This is a genomic window from Enterococcus songbeiensis, from assembly GCF_005405265.1.
Classification (GTDB): domain Bacteria; phylum Bacillota; class Bacilli; order Lactobacillales; family Enterococcaceae; genus Enterococcus_C; species Enterococcus_C songbeiensis.
Window position 1 is genome coordinate 24323 of record NZ_BJDS01000007.1, and the last position, 26617, is coordinate 50939.

The window sequence follows — 26617 nt, forward strand, 5'->3', positions numbered from 1 at the left end:
TATGCCATTAGTATTAGATAGCAAAGATTTAGCAACTATTGATAAAGAATTCCGCACTGATTCCCAAGTGTGGGACGTATTAACTCAAGGAGCAAAAAGCATTACGGCTGCCGACTTTGTTGGAGCGAATGAAGTTCGAATTAACAAAATGAGCGGTTTTGTTGAAGCAACGCAATACAAACGTAATCAGGATAACGCTAGAAATGCAGTTAGCATAGAGAAAGAAACGATTAAACTTACTCACGAAGACTGGTTTGCGTATGATGTAGATCAATTGGATCAATCGGAAAGTGCAGCTTTGACTATTAACAATATCGTTACTGAACACAAACGGTTGATCACTGTTCCACATCGTGACAAGGTAGCTATTCAAGTTATGTATGATGGCGCCGGTAACAAAGTTAACGAAACGTTGACGACAGCTAATATCCTTGCCGCATATGATGCCGCAGAAGAATATATGACTGATAACGAAGTTCCTGGCGGATATGTAATGTTCGTTTCTGCTGCTACGTATCGTTTGTTGAAAAATGCAGAAGGTGTCAGCAAGACTTTCTCCACAAATCAAATGCAGATCAACGGAATCAATCGTACTGTTGCTCAAATTGATGGTGGAGTGCCGATCATCAAAGTCGCTAAAGATCGCATGTCGGGTTTGACAATCCTAGATACAGTGAACTTTATCATCACACCATTAACAGCGATTGCTCCTATCGTTAAATTTGGTACTGTTGACACCGTCCCAGCTAGCCAAGACCGTAACGGTTACCGTGACACAATCAAAGGATTGGATTACTACGATGCGATTGTATTTGATAACGCGAAAAAAGCGATTTATGTTTCGTACGTCCCAAAAGCGTAGCCCCATCAGGAGTGACGTTGGATCAAACAACGCTATCTCTTGAAGTTGGGGGCACGGCAACGTTAAAAGCAACCGTTTCGCCTGATGATACGTCCGACAAGTCGGTGCAGTTTAGCTCAAGCGATACGGCGATTGCTACTGTCACGCCAGTGCAAGGCAAGGTGACAGCGGTAGCTGAAGGAACCGCTATTATCACCGCAACAACGGCTAACGGCAAGACAGCAACGTGCGAAGTGACTGTAGCAGCAACGGGAGGGGCATAGCTCCTCCTTTTTGATTGGAGGGAAGACTATGGCCTACTTAACGTATGAGGAATACACATCGTTTGGATATTCCGATATCAAACAGGATGAATTTGAAGGCTTGATCCAACGGGTGTGTGACTACCTCGATATTCAAACTCGGAATTTTTATCAATTCAATGATTTGGAAACCGACATCGATTTTCGGAAAACAAAATTCAAGAAGGCTGTGGCATTGCAAGTTGAATACATGTATCAAACAGGAGCCACAACTTCGTTTGAAATCAATACACCTCAAAGTTGGTCAGTGGACGGTATGAGCGTTTCGGAATCTAGTCGTTACAACGCTAGCGGAACGAATGAATCACCGTCTATCATTTCAGATGATACCTTAGCGATGCTGTCTGGAACAGGTCTGCTTTTTAGGGGGCTGGGTCAATGAGTTATTACCGACTACCGCCGAAAAGAGCATTTTGCCACTCAATTACCTATAAAAAGAAAAACGGCGAGGATGATTGGGGCAAGCCTATTTACGATGAGACAGTCATCAATTACGTTTGGTTCAATCTCTCAACCAAGTTTTCCCACGGTGGCAATGATTCATCAGAGAAAGCGCCGAACGCTTCCGTAACTATGACATACAAATACAGCGGAGAATTGCCGGATTTTGAATTGAACACGCCAATCTCGTTCAACGGAACAGACTATACTATTGTTCTTTCTAAGCCGCTGATCATCAACGGTCATGAAATCGGTTGGCGCTTGGAGGTGGTTTGATGCCGGGGATTAAAGTTGATCTAAAAGGCGTTCGAGCAAAGCTTTCAGAGAAAAACTTTGAACGTGGTCAATTCGTTATGGCAAACCAAATGTTGACGGACATGAACGAGAATTTCGTTCCAATGCGAGAAGGCGATTTGCGAATGGCCAGTGGAGTAGAGCCTGACGGAAGCTCCATCTTTTGGGATTCTGTCTATGCTCGTCGTCAATTCTATGCTCCTAGTGGCTGGAACTACACAACGCCTGGAACAGGACCACGTTGGGATCTCAAAGCACGTTCTATTTTTATGTCTGACTGGCTAGATGCGTTTAAGAAAGGAGCGGGATTGTGATGGATTTTATCGAACGATTAAAAGATAGCGTCAATGCTATTGAGGACATGCCTATCCGTTGCAGAATCGGCTATTTACAGCCGACCGAATCTTTCTGTGTCTATCCGTTGCCTGGAAGCAAAGTAGTTCGAGAATTTTTCGACGGAGTAAAGGACCAGCAACTAAATTTTGAGTTTGCAATGAAATCACAGGATCAGCAAAAAATCAGCAACACTTTGTGGCTGGTGCAGAATTATCTCGAAGAACTGTCTAAGCTTGTTAGCTCAGATGGTTCTTTTGATTTTGATTCAATTTCAATTACAAACAAGCCGTTTATCAATCAATTGGATGATAAACGAAATTACATTTTTTCGCTTGATGTTCAGGCGAAATTAACAACATATCCGAAAGGGGAAAAATAAAAATGGCAAGAACTAAGAATGCCTTAACGGGCTATTTTATTCAACCGATAACAGAAACGAATAGAGAAGCTGCAACCGAAGCGGAATGGTTGGAACTAGCTAAATTTATTAGCAATGTAGATGACGCTTCAAATGAAGAATCAGAAGCCACTGGATATTATGATGGCGACGGAAATCCTGAAGACGAAGTATTGAGCCACCAACTTGGACATTCTTTTACAGGTTTCTACGATGATTCTGATCCAGCGATGAGTGCTATTGAAGCAATGATTGGGAAAAATGGTGATGGACGGAAAATTTGGTACAAAGTAGTTAAGCCAACGAAAGATAAGGAACGTGTCGGCAAAGCCACAGTAAAAGAACCAGTCGCACAGGTTGGTGATGCTACTGCTTTTGGTGATTTTTCTTGCACCATCACATTTGATTCAACACCAGAATGGACACCAGTTACGCCTGTGTCAGAAGGCTGAAAAAGATCGAGGGAGATTTTTCTCCTTCGTTTTTTTAATTAGGAGGGAAATTATATGCAATTTGATATTAAAGTTTCGGGTTTTCCGATTACTATCGGAAACATTGAATTTTTCTTCGGTACTTCCGTTGAAGAATTAACTCGTTTTTTTGATGTACAGAGCGAAATTGAGGAAAAAGTGAAGCCGTTGCTCCAAAAACGGGAAAAATTGGAAGTGGATGTAGACAATCTGCAAAAAAGAGATGTCGAAAAACTCATTGATATTTCTAATGATTTGAATGCCCTTCAATACGATGCGCTTTTAGGCAATGGATCATACGAAAAAATTTACAAAAAATATCCTGATGCGGTGCAGTTGTTTGATCTCTTTGACCCAATCGCTGAACAAGTTGCGGAATCAATTGAAAATGATGCAAAGGGTCGAGAAGACAAGCTCGCAGAACGCAAAGCAAACATGCTTAAGAAAAAAGCATTGAAAAACAAGAAAAAGAAGTAGGTGGTCTAAATGCGGTTGAACGACCCATTAACCACATCTATTTCTTTTGAGGGCATTTGTTATCCCTTAGATTTGGCGTTTGACAACGTTCTTGATGTTCTTGATGTGCTAGCAGACAAATCGCTCTTCGATTGGGAACGGATAGACGTTGCTTTAAATTTGACGATTGGAGAAAACGAACTTCCGACAGAAAAACAAATCGTTTTGTGGAAAGAAATTTTGAACGATTATATTTTGCTTGGAAAGTCTAAGTCCGTTCCTAAAGATCGCTTAGGCAATCCATTACCAAATTCTATCAATAAAAAAAAATCAGTTGATCTCGTGAAAGATGCTAAATATATTTACGCTTCTTTTCGTCAGATTGGCATTAATTTATTTCAAGAACAGGGCAAGCTTTCGTGGGAAGAATTTCAAGCGTTGCTAGAAAGTTTACCAGATGACGCTATTCTTTCTCGAATAGTTCAGATTCGAGAGTGGCGCCCATCAAAAGGAGATAGCAAAGAAGAAAAGGAGCGAATGAAATTGCTTCAAGCCAAATACTCCTTAGAAAACGAAAGCGAGGAGGTGGAATAGTTGGCAGATGGAAGCGTAACAATTCTAGTCGATGTTGATGGAAAAGAAGTAAAAGTCCTCAATAGCGATCTAGACAAACTAACCGGAACCGGGAAAAAGGCTGGTTCGTCCATTAAGGACTTAGCCGTTTCGATAGGTTTGGTGAAAGTTGCTAGTGCTGTATTTAACTTTGTTAGCGGTGCAGTCAAAGACTTAGCCGGTGAAGCTATTAAAGCTAGCGATAGCATGGATAAGTTTAAATCCACTATGCAATTTGCTGGTTTTAGCAATAAAGAAATTGAGAAATCTAGTAAAGCAGTACAAGATTACGCCGATAAAACGGTATATGAATTGACTGATGTCGCCAACACAACCGCTCAATTAGCGGCTAACGGTGTTAAAGACTATCAAGGATTAACGGAGGCTGCCGGAAACCTTAATGCAGTAGCCGGTGGGAATTCCGATACCTTTAAAACCGTTGCGATGATGCTGACACAAACAGCCGGAGCTGGAAAGCTAACAACTGAAAACTGGAACCAATTAGCAGATGCCATTCCGGGAGCGAGTGGTATTCTCCAAAAGGCTATGAAGGAAAATGGTGCATATACTGGCAATTTCCGTGACGCTATGGAAAAAGGCATGATTACCTCGAATGAATTTAACGAAGCGATTAAAGAGCTCGGGATGACTGATGTTGCAAAAGAAGCAGCTACTTCTACAGCTACATTTGAGGGAGCTTTTGGTTCCTTGAAAGCAAATGTTGTCAGCGGTATTCAAGATATTATCAACGCTATTGGCAAAGGAAATATCGTTGGAGTAATTAATGATTTTTCTGGTGCTGTTTCAGACGGATTCAATTTTATTGTCGAAGGCATTCAAAACGTGCTACCTCATATTCAAAATATGCAAATAGCTTTCACTGATACAGGCGCTTTAGAGGTTTTTAAAGAGACCTTCGAATCAATAAAAGATGTCGTGGGTAAAGTTGTCGAATCAGTTGCTGGTCAAATACCTAAAATTCAACAAACGATTGAGAATGTATTTAGTACAATCGTTCCAATCATATCTAACGCGATTGAAAATTTCAAAGCCAATTTTGAAAACTTTGGCAATATATTCTCGGTAGTTTTGCCGGTGGCCATCGATATTTTTACAGGAGTATTAAATACGTTACTCGATTTTGTCGGACCTGCAATCGATGCGTTTATGAATTTTGCTGATGTTTTGCGAACAAACGTCGGCGAATTTATTACAAATGAATTAGTGCCAGCTATTGAGAATTTTGGAACAATGATTGAAGAAAACAAAGGAATCATCGAGGCTCTGACGGGCGTTGTCGTTGCTGCAGGAGGAGCTTTTCTTGCATTCAAAGGTTATCTTGCCATTACATCAATAATCAGCACCGTTTCCACAGCAATTACCGTTTTATCTACCGCTTTCACTATTTTAAGTAATGTCGGTATCGGCGGAGCAATTAAAATGATAGCCGGTTTTATGGGTCCGGTTGGTTGGATAATTGCTGCAATAGGAGCTCTTTTAGCAGCAGTAATTTACCTATGGAATACTAATGAAGGATTTAGAAATGCCGTTATCGCTGCATGGACTGCTATTATTGCATTCTTACAGCCTGCAATTACATCTATTGCGGCCTTTATTCAAGAAATTTGGGGATCGGTTGTAGCATGGTGGAACGAAAATCAGCAAACGATTCTTACGACTGTCCAAATGGTATGGGGGGCAATTCAAGTAGCTTTCCAAATTGCATTAGGTGCCATACAGTTAGCTGTAACAGTTGTTCTTACTGCAATTCAAAATTTCTGGAATACTTGGGGATCAGCCATTATGGCTTTAGTCCAAGTCGTATGGTCGGCGATTCAGGCAACTTTCCAATCAACACTTAGCACGATTATGGCAGTAGTAAATGGAGTAATGAATCAAATTCGGAATGTAATCAATACCGTTATGGGAGTTATCCAAGGAGTAATAAAAATAATCACAGGAGCTATTAAAGGCGACTGGTCACAGGTTTGGGAAGGTATCAAACAAATCACTTCTTCAATTTTAGAAGGAATCAAAAATACGATCAGTAATGTTCTTGAAACAGCAAAGGGAATTGTGAACGGAAAAATTGAAGCTATCAAAGGTTTTTTTAAATCTATTGGGGATATCAATTTGTATGATATAGGAAAAAATATTATACAGGGATTGATTAATGGTATTGGTTCTATGGTTGATGCTGTGAAAAATAAAATTTCGGAGGTTGCTGGCAACATCAAAGACAAGATTACCGGAGCGTTAGGTATTCATTCGCCTTCTCGATGGATGAGAGATTATGTCGGGAAGTTCATTCCACAAGGGATTGCAGTTGGTATTGATGCGGATGCGGATACAGCCTATAAAGCAATGCGCCAATTATCAGACGGTTTGACGAACAATATAAGTCCTGAAATGGCACTGGGTACTCGCAACATCGGTGCTGTCAGAGGATATGCAGCAACTAGCCAGATCGTCAATAATACGTATAACACCAACACCAAATCTGATTTGAAACAGATTATAGACGCTATTCAGCAACGTCCGCTAGTCGTCCAATCAATCTTGGACGGTCAAATAATCGGTAACAGCGTCGATCAAACAAACGGGGCAGTCTTGAAAAGAAAATTTTATACGAACGGAAGTGGTGCGTAGATGAGTAGCTCAGGAGTAGTTGTAAAATTGGGGTTTAGCAACGAAGTTATTGATCTAGCAGAGCGATACAACATTAAATACACTGACATCAAGCTTGAAGGGCCGGTCCCGAACAACACCTACACACAATTTTCCGGCTCAAACGGTCGCCGTCTTGTTAATAGCAACATGGATGCCTTTGGGATCATGTTTAATTTTCGTGTGTATACATCTGGTTTAGACGATTCGGTATTGGCAGAAATAGAATTACGGCGCTTGTTTTTCAAAGAGTCAGAATTTTACTTTTTCTATTCTAAAGAGCCGGGAAAACGATTTAAAGTTTCGGTATCTGCGTTTGATATTGAGCGATCCGCCTCCTTCATTTTAAAGGTGTCTGCCGAACTTAGTGTTGATTCCGGACACTCGGAATCTATCGCTTCCACACTTTCCAATTTCAGCCTAGATGAAAGCTGGCAATTCTCACAAGGTTTAGTTTCTGAGGATTACGAATACACTCATCAGACCAGTCGCTTTACGATTTTCAATGCCGGCGATTTCACGATTGATCCAAGAGAAAATTACCTGAAAATCAAAATTGAAGGGATGAGCGATGGCGATCTCACGTTGTTCAATGCAACCACTGGTGAGCGATTTATCTACCGTGGTTCACTCAATCCCGTTAGCGGCGAGACATTAACGCTTGATGGTGTCTACCCTCTAAAAAATGGTATTCACTGTGGGATTGACACAAATCACGGCTTGATCAGTTTAGTGCCTGGCGAAAATAAAATTGAAATCTCCAACGCTTCACGTATCAAAACGGCGTGGGATTTCCGTTTTCTGTATAAGTAGGTGATGGAATGAGCGATATCGTAATAGCAAATTTCGAGAAAACCAAAGAAGAGATCCTTGTCGGTGTTGACAGGGACTCTTTTTTTGAAAATTGGCAAGAAAACGAAACGTGGGAAGTCGGCTTTTTGGTGATGAAAACCAAAGCAAATGCCCATTCATTTGATCTCGTAGACTACGAAAGCTCTGTTTTTTGGAACGGTCAGGAATTTATTATCAAGCAGATGAAAGACTACGCGGTCGGCGCACAGCGGTTTAAAGAAGTGATCGCCACACACGTCTATTACACGATCCAAGATGGCTATCAATACGAGCAGATGACAGGGACTTTCTCTATCAATCAATGTCTATCGCATATCTTTTCAGCAGGAAACCGGGGATTTAGCTATGAAGTAATCAATACGAACGGCGTCTTCAGTCGAATCGAGCAGGAAAATTTTGGCGATGGAAACTATCTGAAGCTAATCGATGAAGTGTTGTCGGACTACGATGCAGTGGTGATCCCTGATAATAAACACTTGCGGTTTTATCCGCGGAGTTATTACGGAAATGAAACACAAGAACAGATACGGTACAAGTTTAATACCGATGAAGTCCACTTTGAGATCGATACGTATAGCTTAAAAACACAGATTCGCGGATTCGGCAAGAAAAAAGAAGACGATAGCTACTATTTTAGCCCAATCACATATACCTCGCCTGAATCGGCTAAATGGGGCATCCGTATTCAAGATCCCGTGAACGATGATCGATTCACTGTCGCAAGCAGTATGAGTGCGAGACTAAGGCGGGATATCCACGATTATCCGGACATTTCGGGAACGGTGAATATCAAATGGGCGATTGATCTAAATCGTGGGGACAAAGTGACGTTTGTCTACGAGCCACTCAATGTTTGTCAGATGATCCAAGTGGTCGGATTGAAAAAATATCCATTGGTTCCTAACAAACCGCCAGAGGTAACACTGTCAAACAATAAAAAAACAATGACAAATATTCTTGCAAATTTGCGGAAGAAAGGAGTGTTGTAATTGGGCTTAATGAAATTAGTAAAAAACGCGATCAGCTCAGAGTGGAAGAAGACGTTTAATGACAATGTCGATTATTTAAATGGATTGGAAACACGAGTTGACCAAAGAAATCAGGCAACAAATAAACGGATCGATAATCTCGTGTTGAATGCCGGTGGTGATAGCCCGAATGAAGTCGTGGATGCGCGGGTCAACACTGAGGGGGTTATCTTTGAAACGCTTCGAGAACGATTAGCCGCTGGGGAGCTGTTAACTAAAGAGGAACTAACACTAGTAAATCAGTTGATCAAAAATCAGAGTGATGCTATCACTCAGTTAAATTCAACGATTCAAGAACTCTATGGAGGATCTGGCGGCTCGATCTCGTTGTTTGTTTCAGCGGAATTAGGAAACGACACAACTGCTGACGGAACAGAAGAAAAACCGTTCAAAACGATTCAAGCGGCAATCAATAGTCTGCCGTTGCTATCCACGAGCCAATTCTATATCTATGTGGAGCCAGGCGTGTATCTGGAAGATGTCGTGATTTCCAATATCACAAGTGGCAGGCTTGAGATCGTAGCAACGAACCTTTCGGTAGTAGATGCTTCAGTCGGAGATACCGGCGTTTTTGTGAGGTCAGTTATATTCACTGATTGTGGAATGTACTGTGCGGTCAGAGGCTTTACCCAAACGGATGTAGCGAATTCACCGAAAAGTTTTGTTTATTTTATTGGATCAATGTACGGCGTTGCGGATAAATGCCGGGCGGTTCAAAACACGAAAAATATCGATGGCTATACAGCATTTGGATGGGAGCGATGTGTTTCTGGAAATATTTACGGTTGCCACGCTTCAAACCAATATTATGCGCTCAAAGGTACTTTTGGAACGGGCGTGAGAATTTCAAACACCGTTTCAGGAACAGAAAACAATATAGTATATCGATCAGAAGGATCAACTATTTATCGTGCCACTGGTGCTTCGATCAGCGGTACCACGATGGAATCTAAAACTTATGGTGGGCAGGTGTTCACGGAATGAATGAAGATAACAAAATTTTTAAAACAAATGAGATTTCGATTGAGATCAGTCCAGTCAAGAAGACTGTTGATTCACAGCGGGCTCAGTATTACTCGTACGATGAAAACAGCGGACTCCAACGGATCCACATCCTGAAAGATGGGCAACCACTTGGACTTCCTGAAGGTTCTGAAATCCGACTTTCTGCTGTGAAACTCAGCGGATCAAAGCAGATGATGATCTACACACCTGAGATCGAGGATCGAGTGAATGGCATCGTTACATTCGTGATCCCGAAAGAATTCCTCGGCTACAGCGGTCAGATCAGATGTACGCTGTATATTGATTTTTCAAGCGATCAGACGTTGCATGCAGGGTATTTCTACATCAACATGGGAATCTCGGACATCGATGCGAATCTGCCTGAATTCAGCGACAGCTACTGGCAACGGTGGACGGACTTTGAATCGGAAGCTACTACTAAAATGCAAGAGTTAGAGCGACGAATTGACGAGCAAACCGAAATTTTTAATAACGCTGATGTTTACAATAAAACTGAAATCGAAGAAAAGTTAGAACCGTTTGCACTTCGAACGGATGTAGCTGAGGTTAGCGCGCAGTTGGCACAAACTGCTAAAAATTACTTGACTCAAACCGACTATGTGGATGAAATCAATAAATTATCAAGTGTTAAAAATATGAATGTAAAATTAGGTAACCAAGCCAACAAAACTTTCAATGTCAACGTTGAACTGTCTTCGAGCAAAATATTAACATACGAGTTCGCTAAAAACGCCAACGACGATTACATTTTAGCTCTTGGAGGATACATTGGCACTGCTAATCGCTCGACTAAAATTAGTGATATGGTAAACGCCACTGAAATAGTAGGGGTTGTTGAAAAAACATATGCTCCAAATTATATAGTCAATGAGGTAGGAACGTATATCACCGCAAACTTCGTCGGCAAGAAGATAACTTTTTACCATTATTGTGAAAACCGCAGTGGCGTTTGGGAGTTTATTCTGGACGAGGGTACGGGTAGTGAGCGAAAAGTAACGAAAAGTGCCTACAGTGATGTCGCCATGTATAAAGAGACTGTCTTGTTTGATGAATTAGAAAAAAAGAATCATACAATTAAAGCAATTTTCAAAGGCGCCGACCCACAAAATCCGCCATCAAGCGGAAACGCTAGAGGTTATTTCTACTACGGAGGTACACGACCACAAGATACTTTCAGAACGTTTAACGTGTATAACGATGTTTTTGAGGGACAAAAAGACGATGAACTACTATACAGCTATTCCAACAAAGATTTTGCTTTTGAAATTAGACCACATGGAAGTGCTGAAGCATACAACTTTGTCCCCGAACATAACGCTGAAGGAAGTGCGTTTAAGGTATCAGACCCAAAAATTTTAGTTGATGGTGATGAAGTGACAGCATGGCGTGATGATTCTTTTATGCTTGATGTGGGTACAGTGCAGTTGGTTCAGCACGTGAAAGGTTATCATTTATCAGATTTAAATAATCCACTTATGGAGATAATCACCTATCACACAATAAAGAATGGTGTTTTAGATATAAAGGGAAAAGTAAAATTTTTAAGGGCTACGGAAGTTAAAAACGGTTATGGCATGATGTTTCCGTATTGGGCGAGTTTTGGTGATATTATCAAGACCTCAACGGGCAACGCATATGCAATTAAAAAAACGGGTTATGAAATTGAGAATTGGCAAGAAACAGATGATGTAAAGTCTATCGCCGTTTTGAATACAAGTGGTAAGGATAATTTGGCTTTAGCTATCACTTTTGACAATTTTAACCAAACGATGAGAAAAGGCGAAGAAGGCAGAGGGAATCCTTTCAGTTGGATTGAACATAGAAGTTCTTCTATGGGTAAAATCTACCATAAGCAATTTGAAAATGTTGTTATACAAGTGAACTACGAGTATAGGTTTGGTGGGCGATTTGCTGTTTCTTATGTCAATGACATTGGGCAATTTATTAGCTAGTGGAACCAAACTGTGAACTAACTGAAAACAAAATGAAAGCGAGGTAGCCGAGAAATCGGCTGCCTTTTTATATTGAGAAAAGGAGAGTGAGAAATGAGTAAATAGGAAATTAAAACAAGATCTACAGAAAGTTTCCAACAAGCGACTAGTGACTTCTGGGGTGCTTTAGGGTGTCACTTAAGGGGGATTACAGTGCATGAGTTGGGAATGGTTAGTAGGTTTGTTAATTGGAAATTAAGGAGCAGGCGTAAGCTTGTTCCTTTTATTTTGGAAAGTTGGTGAGTTATGGCAAACGGAAGTGGAGAGGAAGAATTGTGGCGGGAGGTACTTCAACGACTTACTAAGATTGAGAGTAACACTAAAGGATTAGACGAGCTTTCTAAAAAAGCAAATGAAGCTCATGCGATGTCCGTTACTAACAAGGAGGATATCAAGGAGCTGAAGGAAGCGCAGAAAGCTAATAAGAACTGGTTGATGGGCCTACTGGCAACAGTGATTGGCTATGTGGTTATGAATTATATTTTGAAATAGGAGAAAATGCGATGAAAAATATTAATTGGGAAGTACGTATTAAAAGCAAGACGTTTTGGCTGGCAGTGATTCCAGCGGTTGCTCTAGCAGTACAGGCAATTATGTCGGTATTTGGGTTTGAATATGATTTTGGCATTTTGGTGAATAAGCTGATTGTTGTGGTAAATACAGTATTTGCAGTTTTAGTCATCATCGGGATTGTTAATGATCCAACAACTAGTGGTGTATCAGACAGTCAGCAGGCTTTAACGTATACAGAGCCGCGAAAAGATCCTGTGGTGGACAAAGACGATCAAGAAAATAACGTTTAGGGGGAAAAAACTATGAGTATTCCAACACCAGTAATTTTAGACATCAGTGAGTGGCAAACACCTTCGTCTATCAACTATGATAAGTTGGCCAAAGCGGTTGACGGCGTGATCATCCGTATCCAATATGGATCAAACTACGTCGATAAACACTACAAAACACATATTTCCGAGTTTAAAAAAAGAGGTGTGCCGATTGCTGTCTACGCATGGGTCCGAGGATCTTCGCATTCTGACATGGAGACAGAAGCGAAAGACTTTTACAATCGCGCAAAGGCGTATGATCCTAGCTTTTGGTGGCTTGATGTGGAAGAAAAATCGATGTCGGATATGCGTGGAGGCGTAGAGAAGTATCGAGCTAAACTAAAATCCCTAGGAGCGAAAAAAGTTGGAGCATATATTGCTAACCATCTATATTCTAGTTTTAACCTCAATACCTCAAAATTCGATGGTATTTGGATCCCGACATACGGCTCAAACAATGGTCAATATAACGGATCAAATCCGACGGCTACATCAAACTACGATATCCATCAATATACTTCAAATGGCAAATTGAGTGGATATTCTGGTCCATTGGATTTGAACCGCATTGTAAAAAAAGGATTTAATTATTTCTTTGGAACAGCAACAACTGATTCAAATACTGGAAGCACTAACACTGGTTCAACCAGTAAACCAAGCTACACCAAATTAACTGTTGATGGTAAATTCGGCGCTGCTACTGCAAAACGATTGCAACAATACTTTGGCACAACACAAGATGGTGTGATCAGTCATCAGTACAAGCAAAAGTACAATCAAAATGTTTATGCAGCGCAATTTGACAAGACACTGATTGGATCAAATGTAGTTGTAGCCTTGCAAAAATGGCTAAAAGTAGAAGCTGATGGCTTATGTGGAAAAGCAACTATCGTAGCCTTACAAAAACGCATGGGAACAACTGCGGACGGCTTTATCAGTCCAGTTTCCGATTGCGTGAAAGAGTTGCAACGAGCGCTTAATAACAATAAGTTACCTTGGTAGACAAACAGCCCGCTTTGGCGGGCTTGTACATATTAATCTAATTGTGACACTCCTCCCATGGAGTGGTTGTTTTTTGTTTTATACCTTTGGCTCAGTTGTTTAGAGCAGACGGCTCATAACCGTCTGGTCGTAGGTTGGAGTCCTACAAGGTATATTGTTTTTCTAATCATCGATTTATCCGATATATAGTAAATAAATTTACTCCATCGCTTACATAAGTCGGTTGCAAAAAAAAGTTAAATGTTGTAAAATGGTTGCAACGACATAAGTAGGTGGTGTTTTAAAATGGCAGACTTTTCATATATTTTCCAAGAAGATAATCCAGAACATTTTTTAACAGAAATTTTTGATAAAGAAACAAGAATTTACTTGAATTCGTCTGTAAAAATCGGTTATCAGTTGGCTATAGATACTCTGAAAAAAGAAGATAGTTGGCTTAATGACTTAAGAGGAAAAGAGATTTTACCTAGACTGAAAACATTCGGCGTTGAATACATGATTGTTCAGTATATAAGAAATGGTTTGCTTAATCTAAATTATTCGATTAACTATACTCCGGGTAAGAATAACACATTTCTACTATTTAAAGACAAACTGGATAAAACAGACCTTATAGTCAATCAATCTAATTCTCCTGCCAGACCGAGTAGATACGCTAAGTATCGGGAGAATAGGTACAATAATTTTGAAACTTACTTTGATTTTGATAAAAAAATATTTGTTGAAGAAAAGCCGGTATATGTTGAATTAAACCACGGATATCAAACCGACGTACCAATATTTACTGTTCTCGGTATTCCAAAAGACAGCAAGACCTGGTATACGTCTATACCAGTTGATAAAGAATTTGAACTTTTAACCGATAATAAGGCTAAATTCATTACTACTGAGAAAGAGATGTCTGATTTCAATTTCGATGATTTTGAAAAACACATAAAAGAGAGTGATGCTCAATGAATATAAATAATTCCTTTGTCTTTCAAGGAAGTAAATTAAAACTTGCAAGGGAATTAAAACTGTGGACAATATCTAAGTTAGGTGAAAATTTAGGTGTCAGTCATCAATTAGTATCTGATTGGGAAAACAACAAGAAAAAGCCTACTTTCGAAAAATTACTTGATATTGAAAATCTTTTAGGATTCCCTAGACAATTCTATTTTAGTAAAGCGGACACAAAATTACCCGATAATGACTTGTTATTTTTCAGAAAGGGTGCTGCAGTTGCAGTTAAATTTCAAAAACAAGTTGAACAAAGCGGTATTCTTTTCAGCATCATTGCTAGTACAGTTGAAAAATACGTTAATTTACCAAGATTTAGTTATCCCGAATATTCTTTAAGAAGAAAGGAATTTTCGCAAATTGATTTTAATGATATCTCAAGAATAGCCATGTCTTTAAGGGAAGAATATTCTCTTGGGGTAGGTCCTTTATCTAATATGACTCTTTTGGTTGAAAAGATGGGGATAAGGGTACATTTTGAAGATCTGAGTTCAGCTAAAATCGATGCATTGACGTTATTCGTTAATGATCAACCATATATTATTATTAATAACCAAAGAATATCTAGTGTTAGAATCCGATTTAATTTAGCCCATGAATTGGGACATATAATGTTGCACTCAGCTTATGATAAAAAGGAAGTATCTAATAGCTCAAACAACAAAAGAATTGAGAAAGAGGCCAATCAATTTGCGGGTAGTCTGTTGCTTCCAGAAGAAGGATTTGTTTTAGATTTAGCATCTACTAATATGAAACATTTATTACAACTGAAAAAACACTGGAAGGTCTCACTGCAAGCGATTATATTTAATGGTGAACAATCAGGGTTGATAGGCAGTAGACAAACGCTATTTCTGAGGCAACAGATTAGTAGAAATAAGTGGAGAATGCATGAACCATATGATGATGATATCCCAATTGAATATCCCACTTTATTTAACAAGGCAATACAATATGTTAAAAATGAGAAGCCGGAATGTATAAAAGAGATAGTATCTGAGATTGGTTTAAGTGAAGAACAAATTTTGGATAAGTTTAGATATAATTTACCGGAAAATGACTTAAAGGCTAAAAACCATTTGAAATTATTGCAATGAAAAAAGACCCTAGCGAAAGCTAAGGTCTTTTTGTTATTTTTTCCATTCACCTGTTCTTAAGTCTATCAATTCTTCCAATTTAAGAACAGATTTAAAACTTTCGTTGTATTCATTATTTCTTGTTTGCTCGTCGAGCTTAAATGATAAATTGTAATAATCGCCATTTTTCTTTTTTGGTATTAAATTATTTTCTATCAAGAAATTTATTATTTTTTTGTGACGATCTAGATCGTCGATTTCAAGAAAGAAGCATGCAACTCCATTACCATCTTTGTTTGGCATACTACTTAATTTTGCAGTGCTAACAATTTCTTCAACAACACTTTTTTCGCAATATGATCTAATTACGTCTCGCGCATCAAAAAAGTCAAAGAAAATCATCCATTTTCCCGTCTTTATTTTATCCATTTTTTCTCCGGAAGTGAAATATTCCCAATTAGCTAAAACTACGTTCTCAATTTCCATGTATTAACCTCCTTTTAGTAAGATTAGCATTTTTTGAAAACGATTACAATATTGTAAATGAAAACCATCACTCGATTTTTATTATTTAAGAATAAAACAGAAGTTACTTCTCTTAAGTTTTAAATAGAAAATTATTTTATATAGAAACACACTATAATCATTAGAACAGGATGTCATTTGTGAAAAAAATATTTTTTGCTAGATTTTCTGGCATTTCACTTGCACAAAGTAAGCAACTACTATAATATTTGATATGCAACATGTACAAAAAAGAAGAATGCTAGGATAAGATGAAATTTTGGGGAAGCCATCTTATCACGTCTAGCACTCTTCTTTTTTATTTTAGCATTATTCTTTTCTAATAGATATTATTATTTGAATTTTTTTATCAACAGGAGTAATATCCTAATTAAGCAAGAATTACCTTTTTCATTCCTAAACCACTTTAACGCCACTTCCTTTTTGGGAGTGGTTATTTATCATTGAAATAAGAACTGATGTTTGGTATAATAAAAGCATAATCCTTATATGATTATATCTGCTATAGGAAGTCTAGGAAAACGCTTGTTTTTTAGACTTCCTTTTGGTTTAATCTAATTAGCAGATAAAAAAATAAGGAGAAAACAAATATGGAAAGCAGAGCAGCAAGAGTTAATTTTTTTAGACTAACACCTGGAAAAAAGGGTGGTATAAACGAATTCAGAGAAGTATTAAAATATAATTTCACAAATTTTGAAACAGGAAAATGGAGTAAAATACCGACTTTAAGGATAAATAGCGATGTTTATTATATACAAGCTATGCAAAAAAGACAGCTTGAAGAAAAATTTAATGGAGAATCAATTTATTATTGGTTGATAACAATTTCTCGGGTAGATTTTGATCAAGAAATTGTACTAGCAGATATAACGAAAACAATTGATGAGAGAAGACGTGAAATCGAGCATGAAGAAAATGAGGGGGTTGTTGTTGATACTCAACTAATTTTTGATCCTTTTAGAAATATTCTTGCCGTTTATGCAAGAAGAGGAACTATAAATACCTATGATTTAAGAAGATTCATATGTGAATTAGTTGATGTTAGAGGAATACAATTTGAAATTATATTAAATAAAAATGGCTATGATAGAATAGATAAACTTGATATAGTCGACCAGATTTCATACAAAGTAGCAAGTCCAGATAATTTTAAATCGTATAAAGATGATACTAGGGATGAATTTGGTGATTTTAAGTTTGCTAAAAAAGCCAAAGGAGAAGAACTGTATGTGGTTTTAAAATCAAGTCAGTTGTCAAAAGACAGTATTTCTAAAAAAGTCAAAGACTTAATGACTGTTGATAATATAGAAATTAAGGCTTTAAAAGTTGATGGTATAGCTGACGGAGTCACAGATAGTATCGACTTAATCAAGAACAAATTGTATTATTCAGGAAAGATTCAATTTGAAAAGGAAATTAATGATCAGGCTGCTTATGGATTATTAAACAAGGCATTTGACGCGCATTATGATTATATTAAGACTAAGTTTAAAATATCCCGCATTGAAAGTGAGGAAATTCAAAATGAAGAAAGGACGAATGAAGCGAAATAAAGTTGTTCTTATAGTTGGAATCACAACAATTTTAGTTGGTTGCATATTTAAAATTAGTCCTTCAAAAATAAACAATTTTACTGAAATAATGTCTGCTTCTTTATCTTTTTCAGCTTTGGCAACAGCAATGTTTCTATCAAGTTTTTCGCTCATTCCAGCGTTCTCGAATTCAAAGTTCATAAACGCGTTAAAAGAGTTAGGTACGGATATCAAAATAATGGACAGATTGCTAATATCTACATTAATTTTTTTTATCAGTTCGTTATTGACTTTTGTACTGCTATTTTTCGATTGTAACTCTATGTCTTTGATTGCTAATCTAGTAACTACACTTTGGCTTTCTTTTACAACAATGGGATTTACTAGCACTTTTTATGTTATTGCAATCCTAATTAAAGGTTTTGAGCATTATTACGAGTCGCAAGTCGAAAAAGACAATGAATAAAACAAATATAAAAAGACCTTATTTCACGCTAAGGTCTTTTTCATTGCTTCAAATTCAATCATAATCTTTGTTTTTCCTATCACCGAATACTTCCTAACAACGAATTGTTTTCTACTATTAAACATTCCGCTGACAACAATCTGCATATCCTCTGATACGTCAGCCAGAAATGTTAAGGAGTGAGCGGCAATTAAACAGTTAGTTTCGTCCAATCTAAAATAAATCAGCGGTGTTTTGCTTTTTGTATTTATCAATTTAACTTTAGTGACTGTGCCTTTTAGTTTTAACATATAGATCACCTCAATCTAATGCAGACCACTTCTTTTCAACAAAAAATTCCACGCTGCGAATCTCATCAAAATCGACTTTCTGCCCAGAAATATAAATACCCAACTCATCATATCCTTGTATCTTTCCAACAATATCAGCGGAGTATAAGCCGTTCGTATCCATTTCTTCCTTTTGGATAGCGACTGCTTTGTTTTTCAGTTTCGCTTCATATAAAGTACGATCAATTTCTTCCTTGGTCATAAGCTCTTTAGCCGGCCAAATAAATTTCCGTTCTTTTTCGTCTTTCGCCATCATGGCATTATGCTCAGAAAGCATAAATCCTTGCCATTTTAATTTCTTGCGGTCGTGGTATACGTGTAAGCTCATATCAACCAGCTCCTGTCATTTGTTACTCCAATTATACGAACGTTTGTTCGATTTGTAAAGAGGAGTTCGCCATTATGTCGCCCAAATAAAAAATATTTATAGGGAAAGACAGGTATTCGAACATATGCATATATACCAGAACAAACTAACGAAAGCTTGATGGGAAAATATTTATGGGGAAGTTTATTACTTGATAAAACCTTGTGAATATATCAATGAGACAAGAAGCCTTCATGGCTGTTTTGAAAATGGACGACCAAGATAATGCGAAATGATTTTTTTGAACGACAAATGCCTATAAATAAGCGTTTATGTGTCTACCAAAATTACATTTAAAGCTTCCTTTTAGAGTTTTTGCTGTCATTCTGCTGTCACAGCAGTAAAAAAATGACAAAACTGGAACATTTTGTTGGAAAATTTTGTTTGTTAGCGTACGATGAAAGCATCTCATAAGGAGGTGCTTTTTTCATGTCATCGAATTCCCTTAAAGCTGCATTTTACTATATTATCGGAGGAATATTTAAATATGTACAAAAAATACCTAATGATACTTTCAAGAAAGAAGGCATTAGTATGATGGAAAAGGCCAATAAATTATTGAAGAATTGATTTCATACTAAGGAGCTTGAAATGTTAAAAAAAAGTATTGAGTGTTGGATATACAATCAAAAAATAAATAAGTTTTTATTACTTGAAGTTGATGATACGAAAATCCAATTTTGGCAACCTATTACTGGTGGAATAGAAATGGGTGAATCAGCTAAATACGCTGCTATTAGAGAAGTATATGAAGAAACTGGATTGATTATTAGTTCAAATAATATCTTTAAAATTGGGGTTCAAAGGATACGGATTGATGATAATTTAGTTATTGATAAAACTTTATTTTTAACCATAGTTGATAAAGAAAAAATCATAATTTCAAATGAGCACATCAATTGGAGATGGGAAGAAAAAAAAGAAGTAATTGAAGCACTACATTGGGAGAACAATATTCAAAGTTTTAATAAAACACTCCAAATATTAAATAAATATTTTCATTTAAGTCCACCACCTTTTTAATTGGGAAGTATGAATTAGAGTGAGTTATGTAATGACAGCAAAAAATTAGATTTTATGGAGTGGAGAAACTCAGGCTCTTTGTCAAATGATGTTGGTGGCTAGAAATCTTAGAATTATTGGAGACCAAGAGGATTTTTTCCTCTTGGTCTTTTTAGCTTAAAATCAATGTACTTCAGTGCCGGATCATGATGTGCAGTTTGAAGTTGTAAAAGCTACGAAAGCCATAAGCATTTCGCTTCAACACTTTGTTATGGTTATTGAGACAATCAAGTAGATCATTTGAATAACTTTGTTGTAAGGCGTTTTTGATTTGTGGAAGAAATTTCTGGAAAGTTCTCAACGTTATGTGATAACTCTCAGGAAGTGCTTCACTGTAGAAAAGCAACACATAAGGAGCATACATATCAATCATAGTCCATTGGACCGCATCTCGACTTTCTTGTGGAAAATGACTAAAGTAACCTTTTAGAAAAGATAATTGTCGGCTCTCGACAATGTCTAATAAACGAGGTGATTTTCCATCCATCAGGATGAAACTCATGGCGTTAGAAATGCTCCGAACCGATTTGAATTCATCAAAACAAAGAACCGTAGGTAAAGGTGTACGAAAAGGATACAGCGGTCGGTAAAACTGCTTCATTATACGTTAAACAGAAGAGACAGAAAGATTTTTTTGAGCGGCAATCTCTGTCATAGATGTATCCTTTTTTAAACGAGTCACGACAGACCAACGGACTTTCTCACTGATAAAGCAATGTTTTTTCACTACAGAGGTGTCTGCGCAAATGTCCGCTGACAAGCCTTGTTTAAAGCTTTGCTTCGTGAGTTCAAGGTATGTACGGTATTCTGAGACATCATTCATTAATAATCGCACGGTTGTCGTCCCCAGTGTACAAGATCTGAAACGACGTCATTCTTACATTGAATGCATTCTTTGACTGCATAGGTCAGTTTTCCGTGGTAAATATTACAGAGCTGACCTTTGTATTTTTCTTTTGTTAGACAAAATTCGTTAAATGTGATTGATAGGTCTAGAACATCCAATGCTTTTTGATAAGCTAAGTGTAGGACATCTTGATTCCTCCTTTTGAGTTGGTTCGCCAAATTAATTCTAAAGGATTTCAGGGTGTCTTTTCTATTGCTTTTGAAAATAAAAAAGATGCTAGTGAGATTCACCAACATCAAAAAGTATAGATCCTTTTTTAGTACTTATAAATACTGTTTTTCTTTTGAACAACAGATAAATCAAAATCGCGCTTATTATTAACAATTTTATTATAGGCAATGAGAATATGCTCGAAATCTCTTGGAGTGGGATTTGAGTGTATCGAAATAACAATGCAATCTGGTACAAACAATGAAGACAAATTTGTTATTAAAAGATCATAGTTGGACATTTCTGCTTTCACTGAAGAAAGAGTAGTTGCATCAATTAGGTTTACGTCAACGCGCGTCTTCAGATGGTACATAAGATCCTCTTTTAAGAAATTACAATGTTCATAGCTTGTATTGAAAAAGAGTCCCGTTCTAATAGTAGGACACTTTTTTTCAAGTTGATCAGATAATGAATTCCATGAAGTAACAATCATAAATAGTAGACGGCTTATAACTGAATCATCGATAAAAATTGGTAGATTCTTATTTAAAAAATGACATATCACCATTGGTCTGATTCTCTGTGTGAAGCCATCATAATAATTGTTGAGATCTATAAAAAATTCTTCATCTAGATTATAGAGGATTTTTGCAGGACCCCAAATATAAGTAGTTGCATTATATAAATATAAAATAAGCTCTTCCTTATTAGATAGAATCAAATCTTCTGAGTCAATGATTGTATCTAAAGTTTTTGCAATTGCACTGCGAAGACTCTGCACACCTTTGTTAGAAGTACATTTATCATTTAAGTCTGTCATTGACCAAGCATATTTTTCATTGAAAAATATATAAAATAGTCGATAGAGGGTTTTAGGTGTTAAATCAATATGGTAATGCTGGCAAATTTTCTGAGTCAAATCTTGAGAGAAGCTAAAACCATGTTTCAAGTCGTTGTGTGATTGGCTTGGTAGCAGGTGTCCTCTACGAATTCGTATGAAATTAATAAATAACATAGTTCTGAACCTGTTGACATAAGAATAGGTTTGACGTGCAGAGGTTTTCAAACTTGGATAGAAATCAATAAATTCTTGCATGATTCTATCCATTATTTCAATATCTTTTTCTGAAGTAACTTTCTCGATGAGACCATACTTCTCTATTAAGTAACAATAATAGAACCAACAAATCTTCCTTTCGTCACCCACTATATCCATATAGGTACAATCAATTTGAAAGTCAAGGGGAGCCAAAAGTTCATTTATTGTTCCAATCTTTCTTTTTAAAGTAGAAATACTGAGAAAAAGATGATCTGATAATGCGGTCAAATTATCATGTTTACTTAGGAAAATTTCCTCTAATATCGAGAATCTAGCAGATTGTTTATAAAGTGAGGAGAATAAAAAAAACGGATTTTGATTAGGTTTAAGAACAAGTCTTACTCCTAATTGTTTACTACTTTCTAATTTTGCGGGGGTTATATATCGATTAATATCGCCGATACTTTTTCGTATAGTACTTTCAGAAATTTTAGTGAACTTTGAGATAGTACTAATATTTTCCCAATTTCTATAAACTAAAAATTTGATGATTTGATAGTGCCTAAGCAAATTTTTTTCTAGTAGTACTTCCATGTGGCTTCCTCCAATAGTTATCGAACGTTAGATTAAAAATGAACTTTCTGAATAAGAAGCAATGATCTATAGTTATTACCGTTGTTGGAAACATGGGTAAGCTGGCAAGCTAAGATTATTATAACAACGTTAGATTAGGAAAAACAATCGAAAGGCGAAAAGAATGAAAAGAAGAAAAAGATCAAGTATCGGTATCCTTTTAATTTTGTTGATAGTTCTTATTGGTGGCAGTAGTTACTACTATTACTTCGTCCATCAAAATGCTCCTAATGTAGTTGCTGGAGAAACAGCTGGGAAATCAGGTGACTTTGTTAAGGATATGAGTGAAAAAGAATTTGAAGAACTTCTTCAAGAAAAGGCTGATAAAAGCAAAGTACGTTTAAAAATGAACTCTGATATGGTTTTTGAATCTTCAGCAGAGGTTGGTGAGGTCAGTATATTAAATCCAGCAAGCAATCAATATACCATTCGCGTTCAGACTTCGATTGATGGAGAAGCTAAGATTGTTTACGATTCAGGTCTCATTAAGCCGAAGCAATATGTATCCCAAGGCAAATTAATCACCACCATAAAAAAAGGCGTGTATAAAACACAAAATCTAGTTACTTATTATGAGGATGATAAGATACAAAAAAAGGTTGGAGAGACATTAGTGGTAGGCCAATTATCCGTGAATAACTAGGGATTCTAGTTATAAATATAGAAACAATGGAGGAAATAGAATGAAAAAAACACAATTTGTCGCACTTTTCGGAGTAATCGCATTTGGAGGGGCAATCTTATTAGGACCGTCAGCAGCATTTGCTTATGAAGATGGTCAACCTGATCCGAATACTCAGCCTCAAGAGATTAAGAAGCAAGATTCTGCCACTATTCCAGCAGAAGGCACTTTCAAGGAATTTGATCCAACAAATCCAACAGATCCGACTCAACCCGATCCGGACCCAACAGACCCTGCATGGGTTGATGTAAAAATTCCGACAAAAATTCTATTTGGTCAAACAGATGTAAGTACAGGCATTGTTTCCCCACTTTATGAAATCGAAAATCTTTCATCTAAAGGTGTCAAAATTTCAGTTGGAGATTTCAAAGATAGTGGAACACCTGGAGGATCAGGTAGTCAAACAGATGCTGAAAAAATTAGTGATAAGTTGACCTTGAACTTAACAAATAAAACTGCAAATAAAGACATTGCTTTGCATACGATAGACCCACAAAATCCTGCTCAATTCCCAGCAGAAATTGGAATCCTGAATCCTAAAGGAGACAAACTTGAATTTAAGTTAAGTGGTGGAGTCTCAACCGGATTTAATTTTGAAAAGACTGCCTTGAATCCGCAATATGATTTAGTCCTTAAGTTTGAAGTTCAATAGGAATCAATATGAAGAAATATTGTAGTTTTATTTTACTATCATTTCTAGTTATACTATTTTTTATCTATCCAACTGAAACCTTCGCTGAATCATCAACTATCCAATACAACCACATTCCAATTGAGGGAATCATTGGAAAAGAAAACGACCAGAATTTTAAAGTGGTTGAAAAGGATCAAGGCAATAAAATGAAAAAATTACCAAAATTAGGCAGTGGGGGAGAAGCAAGCCGGCTGCTCTCCCTCATAGGAGTTATTCTCATTATAATTGTGGTAGAACTGAAGTTTATTTGTGGAGGAGTCTATGAGGAAAACTAGTATTACTTTAATAATGGTTTTAATTTGTATTATTGGAAGCTTTTCTTTTCCCCTATATAGCTTTGCAAGTGATTCTGGTGTTACTGCTAGAGAAGTAGCTCAAGATGCAACAGAAGCAGAATGGAATAGTATGAAAAGATATTTTGAACAAACTGCGATGCCAGTTGACGAGGGTTATACTCGGGGATACCAAACACCTATGTACTTTCAATTCGATTGTAACGATTGGCAAAAAAATGAGTACGCTTATACCGGTCCAGCTCAACGAGTTATTAAAAGTATGACTAGTAGTGATCCTAATACGTTGACCGTAAATTACACTTCAAATAATATTCAGTTGAGGAGAGGAAGTGGAACTTCCTCTGAGGTAACTATAACCATCGAATATCAATTAAATTGGGCATTTCATGTTAAAGAAGATGTGGCTGGTATTTGGTGGTCTGTAAATGATCAATTCGGATCTAGTGGAATATTAACTGATTCTTTTACAATAAAGGTAGCACAAAAACATCTTACAGTAATTCCAAAACAAACAAATGAAATTCAATTGAATCTGTTCGATCTTAAGGTAGATAATCCGTTAAGTTTTGTTGATTATACTGCAAATACTGGGAAAGTATCCTATTACATGCAGGAGAAACCTGATGATACAAAACTAGGTAAAACTAGCGGGAAATTTATCTTCTTCGATGAGAAGGATAGAGTACCTGTTGATATTCCCTTTATCGTTGTTGATACAACACCACCTACAGGAAAGTTAATTAATCCGATTCCAATAGAATTGGGTACGCAAACTGAAATTAGAAATTTTCTTGAATATGAGCCTTGGGATAATGATACAAAACCTGTTGCTATTTATTCAGATACTGATCCTAATAGCTTGGGTTTAGGGAATCATCCCTTTGAAATGCAGTTAACAGATAGTTCAGGTAATGCATCTTTGTTGAAATCAACAATTAGCGTAATGGATTCTATTCCACCACTAGTTAACACAAAGGAACAAATCATTGAGTATGGATCAAAAGTAGATGCAAATGATTTTATTCGTTCAATTACTGATAATGATAAAACTGGGAAAATGAAAACCTCGTTTGATCCTTCAAAACCAGCTCCTGATGTAAAAAAGATTGGGATTCAGGATGTCTTTCTTGTTGTGAGTGACCCTTCTGGAAATACCACGAAAGCACAGGAGAAGTTAACGGTTAATCCTGATACTATTGCACCTACTGGGGATGGTATTTTACAGATGGTCCCTGTTAACAGCAGTATGTCAACTAACCCACTCGATGTAGTAACAAACTTGCAAGATAACGACGATATTTCAAAAATTACCGCAAAATATGTGAAAATACCTGATACATCTAAAATTGGTTTGACAGATGCAAAAGTTGAATTATCCGATCAAAATGGGAATAAGGCAGAAGTGACTGTGCCTGTTTTTGTTCATGATAATCACAGTAGTTTTGATAATCAATATGTATTGAGTTCTCAAAACTTTACTGCCTATTCTAATCAAGTTCCTGCCTCAAAAATTGAAGAATGGATTTTGCAAGAAAGCCAATCTAAAGCGTGGGAACTTTCAAATGGAAATGAAGTATCTAAGCAAATAAAAGTTATTAGGCATGATGTAAAGCCACAATTTGGTTCTTATACTGCTACGGTACAAATCGGGAATCTTATGAAAGATATCACTATTAACATTTTAGATGCCAAAGATTTGATTGATGTCACTATTCCACAAAAAGTAATTTTTGGATCAACGGATGTTCAAAACGGTAAGGTATCATCACCTAGCTACGAAGTGAAAAATAACTCAACTGCAAAGCTCAAAGTATCTTTAGCCAAAACACAAGTAGATCCTAGCTCAACGATTGATGTCATTCGGGCTAGTGATGCCGAACCTGGTGGAAATGATGAAAAAGCGAAATTAAATTTGAGTTCATTGGAAGAATTTCAGTTTCCGATAATCGAGTTACATCCGTCAGTAGCAGATCAAGAATTGGGAATTTTAAATTCTCAATCAGTTGGGGGATTTCAAATTAAGGGAGCGTATTACGGGAAATATCAAAATACAAAATGTAACATACAAATGACCTTCAAATTTGAAGCGATTTAGTAGAGGTAACTAGGGTGACTCCCTAGTTATCTAATACATAGGTTTTAAGAGTATGAGGCGATTGGTTATGCGAAAAGATATGGTCATCTGATTATTTTAGATGAATTAATTCAAAATGGATATAAAAAGTATCACTGCCTTTGTGATTGTGGGTAAGAAACAGTTGTTTATCATTCCAATTTAGTCTCGGGTCGAACAAAAAGCT

30 protein-coding genes, 1 tRNA gene and 1 pseudogene are annotated in these 26617 nt (G+C 37.0%); 27 read left to right on the plus strand and 5 right to left on the minus strand.

The features are described 5' to 3' along the window. Position 1: 1 nt before the first annotated feature. The 20 genes from FFM66_RS04410 to FFM66_RS04505 all read left to right on the plus strand — a co-directional run bounded on the left by FFM66_RS04410 (position 2) and on the right by FFM66_RS04505 (position 15656). Positions 2-862, plus strand: coding sequence for a capsid protein (locus FFM66_RS04410; RefSeq protein WP_137605106.1), 861 nt, complete (start codon positions 2-4; stop codon positions 860-862). A 17-nt stretch (positions 863-879) separates the two neighbouring features. Further along, positions 880-1125 (plus strand): Ig-like domain-containing protein, encoded by a 246-nt coding sequence (locus FFM66_RS04415; RefSeq protein WP_137605107.1) that lies wholly within the window; start codon positions 880-882, stop codon positions 1123-1125. A 28-nt stretch (positions 1126-1153) separates the two neighbouring features. Continuing rightward, on the plus strand, positions 1154-1546 hold the full coding sequence (locus FFM66_RS04420; RefSeq protein WP_137605108.1) for a head-tail connector protein: 393 nt from the start codon (positions 1154-1156) through the stop codon (positions 1544-1546). Next, positions 1543-1881, plus strand: a complete 339-nt coding sequence (locus tag FFM66_RS04425; RefSeq protein ID WP_137605109.1) for a putative minor capsid protein — start codon at positions 1543-1545, stop codon at positions 1879-1881. Before FFM66_RS04420 ends, FFM66_RS04425 begins: the two co-directional genes overlap by 4 nt. Further along, on the plus strand, positions 1881-2213 hold the full coding sequence (locus tag FFM66_RS04430; RefSeq protein ID WP_137605110.1) for a minor capsid protein: 333 nt from the start codon (positions 1881-1883) through the stop codon (positions 2211-2213). Before FFM66_RS04425 ends, FFM66_RS04430 begins: the two co-directional genes overlap by 1 nt. Further along, positions 2213-2614, plus strand: coding sequence for a minor capsid protein (locus FFM66_RS04435; protein ID WP_137605111.1), 402 nt, complete (start codon positions 2213-2215; stop codon positions 2612-2614). The genes FFM66_RS04430 and FFM66_RS04435 overlap by 1 nt, the downstream gene beginning before the upstream one ends. Before the next feature lie 2 nt (positions 2615-2616). Next, positions 2617-3084, plus strand: a complete 468-nt coding sequence (locus tag FFM66_RS04440) for a phage tail tube protein (protein WP_137605112.1) — start codon at positions 2617-2619, stop codon at positions 3082-3084. 54 nt (positions 3085-3138) lie between these two features. Further along, on the plus strand, positions 3139-3579 hold the full coding sequence (locus tag FFM66_RS04445) for a hypothetical protein (RefSeq protein WP_137605113.1): 441 nt from the start codon (positions 3139-3141) through the stop codon (positions 3577-3579). A 9-nt stretch (positions 3580-3588) separates the two neighbouring features. Then, a complete protein-coding gene (locus FFM66_RS04450) occupies positions 3589-4152 on the plus strand; it encodes a Gp15 family bacteriophage protein (protein WP_137605114.1) in 564 nt (187 codons plus the stop codon). Continuing rightward, a complete protein-coding gene (locus FFM66_RS11510) occupies positions 4153-6819 on the plus strand; it encodes a tape measure protein (RefSeq protein WP_137605115.1) in 2667 nt (888 codons plus the stop codon). Further along, the gene (locus FFM66_RS04460; RefSeq protein ID WP_137605116.1) at positions 6820-7650 is read left to right on the plus strand and encodes a phage tail domain-containing protein; all 831 of its coding nucleotides are present in this window, start codon (positions 6820-6822) and stop codon (positions 7648-7650) included. It abuts the gene before it with no gap. Between the two features lie 8 nt (positions 7651-7658). Then, a complete protein-coding gene (locus tag FFM66_RS04465) occupies positions 7659-8678 on the plus strand; it encodes a phage tail protein (protein WP_137605117.1) in 1020 nt (339 codons plus the stop codon). Continuing rightward, positions 8679-9701: a hypothetical protein gene (locus FFM66_RS04470; RefSeq protein WP_137605118.1), complete on the plus strand. Its 1023-nt coding sequence runs from the start codon at positions 8679-8681 to the stop codon at positions 9699-9701. Then, complete coding sequence (locus FFM66_RS04475) at positions 9698-11695, plus strand: BppU family phage baseplate upper protein (RefSeq protein WP_137605119.1); 1998 nt, start codon at positions 9698-9700, stop codon at positions 11693-11695. The genes FFM66_RS04470 and FFM66_RS04475 overlap by 4 nt, the downstream gene beginning before the upstream one ends. A 285-nt stretch (positions 11696-11980) precedes the next feature. After that, entirely contained in the window at positions 11981-12226 is a 246-nt protein-coding gene (locus FFM66_RS04480) for a holin (RefSeq protein WP_137605120.1), read from the plus strand. Between the two features lie 11 nt (positions 12227-12237). Then, a complete protein-coding gene (locus FFM66_RS04485) occupies positions 12238-12537 on the plus strand; it encodes a phage holin (protein WP_137605121.1) in 300 nt (99 codons plus the stop codon). 12 nt (positions 12538-12549) lie between these two features. Further along, positions 12550-13560: a glycoside hydrolase family 25 protein gene (locus tag FFM66_RS04490; RefSeq protein ID WP_137605122.1), complete on the plus strand. Its 1011-nt coding sequence runs from the start codon at positions 12550-12552 to the stop codon at positions 13558-13560. An 80-nt stretch (positions 13561-13640) separates the two neighbouring features. Continuing rightward, positions 13641-13714, plus strand: a tRNA-Ile gene (locus FFM66_RS04495). A gap of 131 nt (positions 13715-13845) precedes the next feature. Next, entirely contained in the window at positions 13846-14517 is a 672-nt protein-coding gene (locus tag FFM66_RS04500) for a hypothetical protein (protein WP_137605123.1), read from the plus strand. Continuing rightward, complete coding sequence (locus FFM66_RS04505) at positions 14514-15656, plus strand: helix-turn-helix domain-containing protein (RefSeq protein ID WP_137605124.1); 1143 nt, start codon at positions 14514-14516, stop codon at positions 15654-15656. The genes FFM66_RS04500 and FFM66_RS04505 overlap by 4 nt, the downstream gene beginning before the upstream one ends. Positions 15657-15689: 33 nt before the next feature. Here FFM66_RS04505 and FFM66_RS04510 read toward each other — a convergent pair whose 3' ends face one another. Beyond that, on the minus strand, positions 15690-16121 hold the full coding sequence (locus FFM66_RS04510) for a hypothetical protein (protein ID WP_137605125.1): 432 nt from the start codon (positions 16119-16121) through the stop codon (positions 15690-15692). Positions 16122-16750: 629 nt separating this feature from the next. Between FFM66_RS04510 and FFM66_RS04515 the strand changes: the two genes are divergently transcribed. Together FFM66_RS04515 and FFM66_RS04520 are read left to right on the plus strand one after the other, a co-directional pair. Next, on the plus strand, positions 16751-17713 hold the full coding sequence (locus FFM66_RS04515; RefSeq protein ID WP_137605126.1) for a hypothetical protein: 963 nt from the start codon (positions 16751-16753) through the stop codon (positions 17711-17713). After that, positions 17685-18158: a hypothetical protein gene (locus FFM66_RS04520; RefSeq protein WP_137605127.1), complete on the plus strand. Its 474-nt coding sequence runs from the start codon at positions 17685-17687 to the stop codon at positions 18156-18158. Before FFM66_RS04515 ends, FFM66_RS04520 begins: the two co-directional genes overlap by 29 nt. A gap of 23 nt (positions 18159-18181) precedes the next feature. Here the strand turns inward: FFM66_RS04520 and FFM66_RS04525 are convergent, their stop codons facing one another. Together FFM66_RS04525 and FFM66_RS04530 are read right to left on the minus strand one after the other, a co-directional pair. Further along, positions 18182-18448, minus strand: coding sequence for a P-loop NTPase family protein (locus FFM66_RS04525; RefSeq protein WP_137605128.1), 267 nt, complete (start codon positions 18446-18448; stop codon positions 18182-18184). Positions 18449-18458: 10 nt separating this feature from the next. After that, complete coding sequence (locus tag FFM66_RS04530) at positions 18459-18815, minus strand: hypothetical protein (protein ID WP_137605129.1); 357 nt, start codon at positions 18813-18815, stop codon at positions 18459-18461. 630 nt (positions 18816-19445) lie between these two features. Here FFM66_RS04530 and FFM66_RS04535 point away from each other — a divergent pair. Continuing rightward, on the plus strand, positions 19446-19877 hold the full coding sequence (locus FFM66_RS04535) for an NUDIX domain-containing protein (RefSeq protein ID WP_137605130.1): 432 nt from the start codon (positions 19446-19448) through the stop codon (positions 19875-19877). Between the two features lie 172 nt (positions 19878-20049). On the opposite strand, the pseudogene FFM66_RS04540 reads toward FFM66_RS04535, so the two are convergent. Together FFM66_RS04540 and FFM66_RS04545 are read right to left on the minus strand one after the other, a co-directional pair. After that, positions 20050-20950: pseudogene (locus FFM66_RS04540) on the minus strand (transposase). A 129-nt stretch (positions 20951-21079) separates the two neighbouring features. Further along, positions 21080-22606, minus strand: a complete 1527-nt coding sequence (locus FFM66_RS04545) for an AcpB/EbpR/MafR family transcriptional regulator (RefSeq protein WP_137605131.1) — start codon at positions 22604-22606, stop codon at positions 21080-21082. A 163-nt stretch (positions 22607-22769) separates the two neighbouring features. On the opposite strand from FFM66_RS04545, the gene FFM66_RS04550 reads away from it, so the two are divergent. From FFM66_RS04550 to FFM66_RS04565, 4 genes are read left to right on the plus strand one after another with little or no spacing between them, the layout of a single operon-like run. Beyond that, positions 22770-23288: a hypothetical protein gene (locus FFM66_RS04550; protein ID WP_137605132.1), complete on the plus strand. Its 519-nt coding sequence runs from the start codon at positions 22770-22772 to the stop codon at positions 23286-23288. A gap of 40 nt (positions 23289-23328) precedes the next feature. After that, complete coding sequence (locus tag FFM66_RS04555; protein ID WP_137605133.1) at positions 23329-23979, plus strand: hypothetical protein; 651 nt, start codon at positions 23329-23331, stop codon at positions 23977-23979. A gap of 8 nt (positions 23980-23987) precedes the next feature. Further along, entirely contained in the window at positions 23988-24296 is a 309-nt protein-coding gene (locus tag FFM66_RS04560) for a hypothetical protein (RefSeq protein WP_137605134.1), read from the plus strand. Next, positions 24283-26412 carry a hypothetical protein gene (locus FFM66_RS04565; protein ID WP_137605135.1) on the plus strand — a complete coding sequence of 710 codons (2130 nt, stop codon included), beginning with the start codon at positions 24283-24285 and terminating at the stop codon, positions 26410-26412. Before FFM66_RS04560 ends, FFM66_RS04565 begins: the two co-directional genes overlap by 14 nt. Positions 26413-26617: the final 205 nt, after the last annotated feature.

What these genes read in the sequence shown, in the direction of transcription:
- FFM66_RS04410 (WP_137605106.1), top strand. Translation starts at nt 2, where the DNA reads ATGCCATTAGTATTAGATAGCAAAGATTTAGCAACTATTGATAAAGAA.
- FFM66_RS04420 (WP_137605108.1), top strand. Translation starts at nt 1,154, where the DNA reads ATGGCCTACTTAACGTATGAGGAATACACATCGTTTGGATATTCCGAT.
- FFM66_RS04425 (WP_137605109.1), top strand. Translation starts at nt 1,543, where the DNA reads ATGAGTTATTACCGACTACCGCCGAAAAGAGCATTTTGCCACTCAATT.
- FFM66_RS04430 (WP_137605110.1), top strand. Translation starts at nt 1,881, where the DNA reads ATGCCGGGGATTAAAGTTGATCTAAAAGGCGTTCGAGCAAAGCTTTCA.
- FFM66_RS04435 (WP_137605111.1), top strand. Translation starts at nt 2,213, where the DNA reads ATGGATTTTATCGAACGATTAAAAGATAGCGTCAATGCTATTGAGGAC.
- FFM66_RS04440 (WP_137605112.1), top strand. Translation starts at nt 2,617, where the DNA reads ATGGCAAGAACTAAGAATGCCTTAACGGGCTATTTTATTCAACCGATA.
- FFM66_RS04445 (WP_137605113.1), top strand. Translation starts at nt 3,139, where the DNA reads ATGCAATTTGATATTAAAGTTTCGGGTTTTCCGATTACTATCGGAAAC.
- FFM66_RS04450 (WP_137605114.1), top strand. Translation starts at nt 3,589, where the DNA reads ATGCGGTTGAACGACCCATTAACCACATCTATTTCTTTTGAGGGCATT.
- FFM66_RS04460 (WP_137605116.1), top strand. Translation starts at nt 6,820, where the DNA reads ATGAGTAGCTCAGGAGTAGTTGTAAAATTGGGGTTTAGCAACGAAGTT.
- FFM66_RS04465 (WP_137605117.1), top strand. Translation starts at nt 7,659, where the DNA reads ATGAGCGATATCGTAATAGCAAATTTCGAGAAAACCAAAGAAGAGATC.
- FFM66_RS04475 (WP_137605119.1), top strand. Translation starts at nt 9,698, where the DNA reads ATGAATGAAGATAACAAAATTTTTAAAACAAATGAGATTTCGATTGAG.
- FFM66_RS04480 (WP_137605120.1), top strand. Translation starts at nt 11,981, where the DNA reads ATGGCAAACGGAAGTGGAGAGGAAGAATTGTGGCGGGAGGTACTTCAA.
- FFM66_RS04485 (WP_137605121.1), top strand. Translation starts at nt 12,238, where the DNA reads ATGAAAAATATTAATTGGGAAGTACGTATTAAAAGCAAGACGTTTTGG.
- FFM66_RS04490 (WP_137605122.1), top strand. Translation starts at nt 12,550, where the DNA reads ATGAGTATTCCAACACCAGTAATTTTAGACATCAGTGAGTGGCAAACA.
- FFM66_RS04500 (WP_137605123.1), top strand. Translation starts at nt 13,846, where the DNA reads ATGGCAGACTTTTCATATATTTTCCAAGAAGATAATCCAGAACATTTT.
- FFM66_RS04505 (WP_137605124.1), top strand. Translation starts at nt 14,514, where the DNA reads ATGAATATAAATAATTCCTTTGTCTTTCAAGGAAGTAAATTAAAACTT.
- FFM66_RS04510 (WP_137605125.1), bottom strand. Translation starts at nt 16,121, where the DNA reads ATGGAAATTGAGAACGTAGTTTTAGCTAATTGGGAATATTTCACTTCC.
- FFM66_RS04515 (WP_137605126.1), top strand. Translation starts at nt 16,751, where the DNA reads ATGGAAAGCAGAGCAGCAAGAGTTAATTTTTTTAGACTAACACCTGGA.
- FFM66_RS04520 (WP_137605127.1), top strand. Translation starts at nt 17,685, where the DNA reads ATGAAGAAAGGACGAATGAAGCGAAATAAAGTTGTTCTTATAGTTGGA.
- FFM66_RS04525 (WP_137605128.1), bottom strand. Translation starts at nt 18,448, where the DNA reads ATGTTAAAACTAAAAGGCACAGTCACTAAAGTTAAATTGATAAATACA.
- FFM66_RS04530 (WP_137605129.1), bottom strand. Translation starts at nt 18,815, where the DNA reads ATGAGCTTACACGTATACCACGACCGCAAGAAATTAAAATGGCAAGGA.
- FFM66_RS04535 (WP_137605130.1), top strand. Translation starts at nt 19,446, where the DNA reads ATGTTAAAAAAAAGTATTGAGTGTTGGATATACAATCAAAAAATAAAT.
- FFM66_RS04545 (WP_137605131.1), bottom strand. Translation starts at nt 22,606, where the DNA reads ATGGAAGTACTACTAGAAAAAAATTTGCTTAGGCACTATCAAATCATC.
- FFM66_RS04550 (WP_137605132.1), top strand. Translation starts at nt 22,770, where the DNA reads ATGAAAAGAAGAAAAAGATCAAGTATCGGTATCCTTTTAATTTTGTTG.
- FFM66_RS04555 (WP_137605133.1), top strand. Translation starts at nt 23,329, where the DNA reads ATGAAAAAAACACAATTTGTCGCACTTTTCGGAGTAATCGCATTTGGA.
- FFM66_RS04560 (WP_137605134.1), top strand. Translation starts at nt 23,988, where the DNA reads ATGAAGAAATATTGTAGTTTTATTTTACTATCATTTCTAGTTATACTA.
- FFM66_RS04565 (WP_137605135.1), top strand. Translation starts at nt 24,283, where the DNA reads ATGAGGAAAACTAGTATTACTTTAATAATGGTTTTAATTTGTATTATT.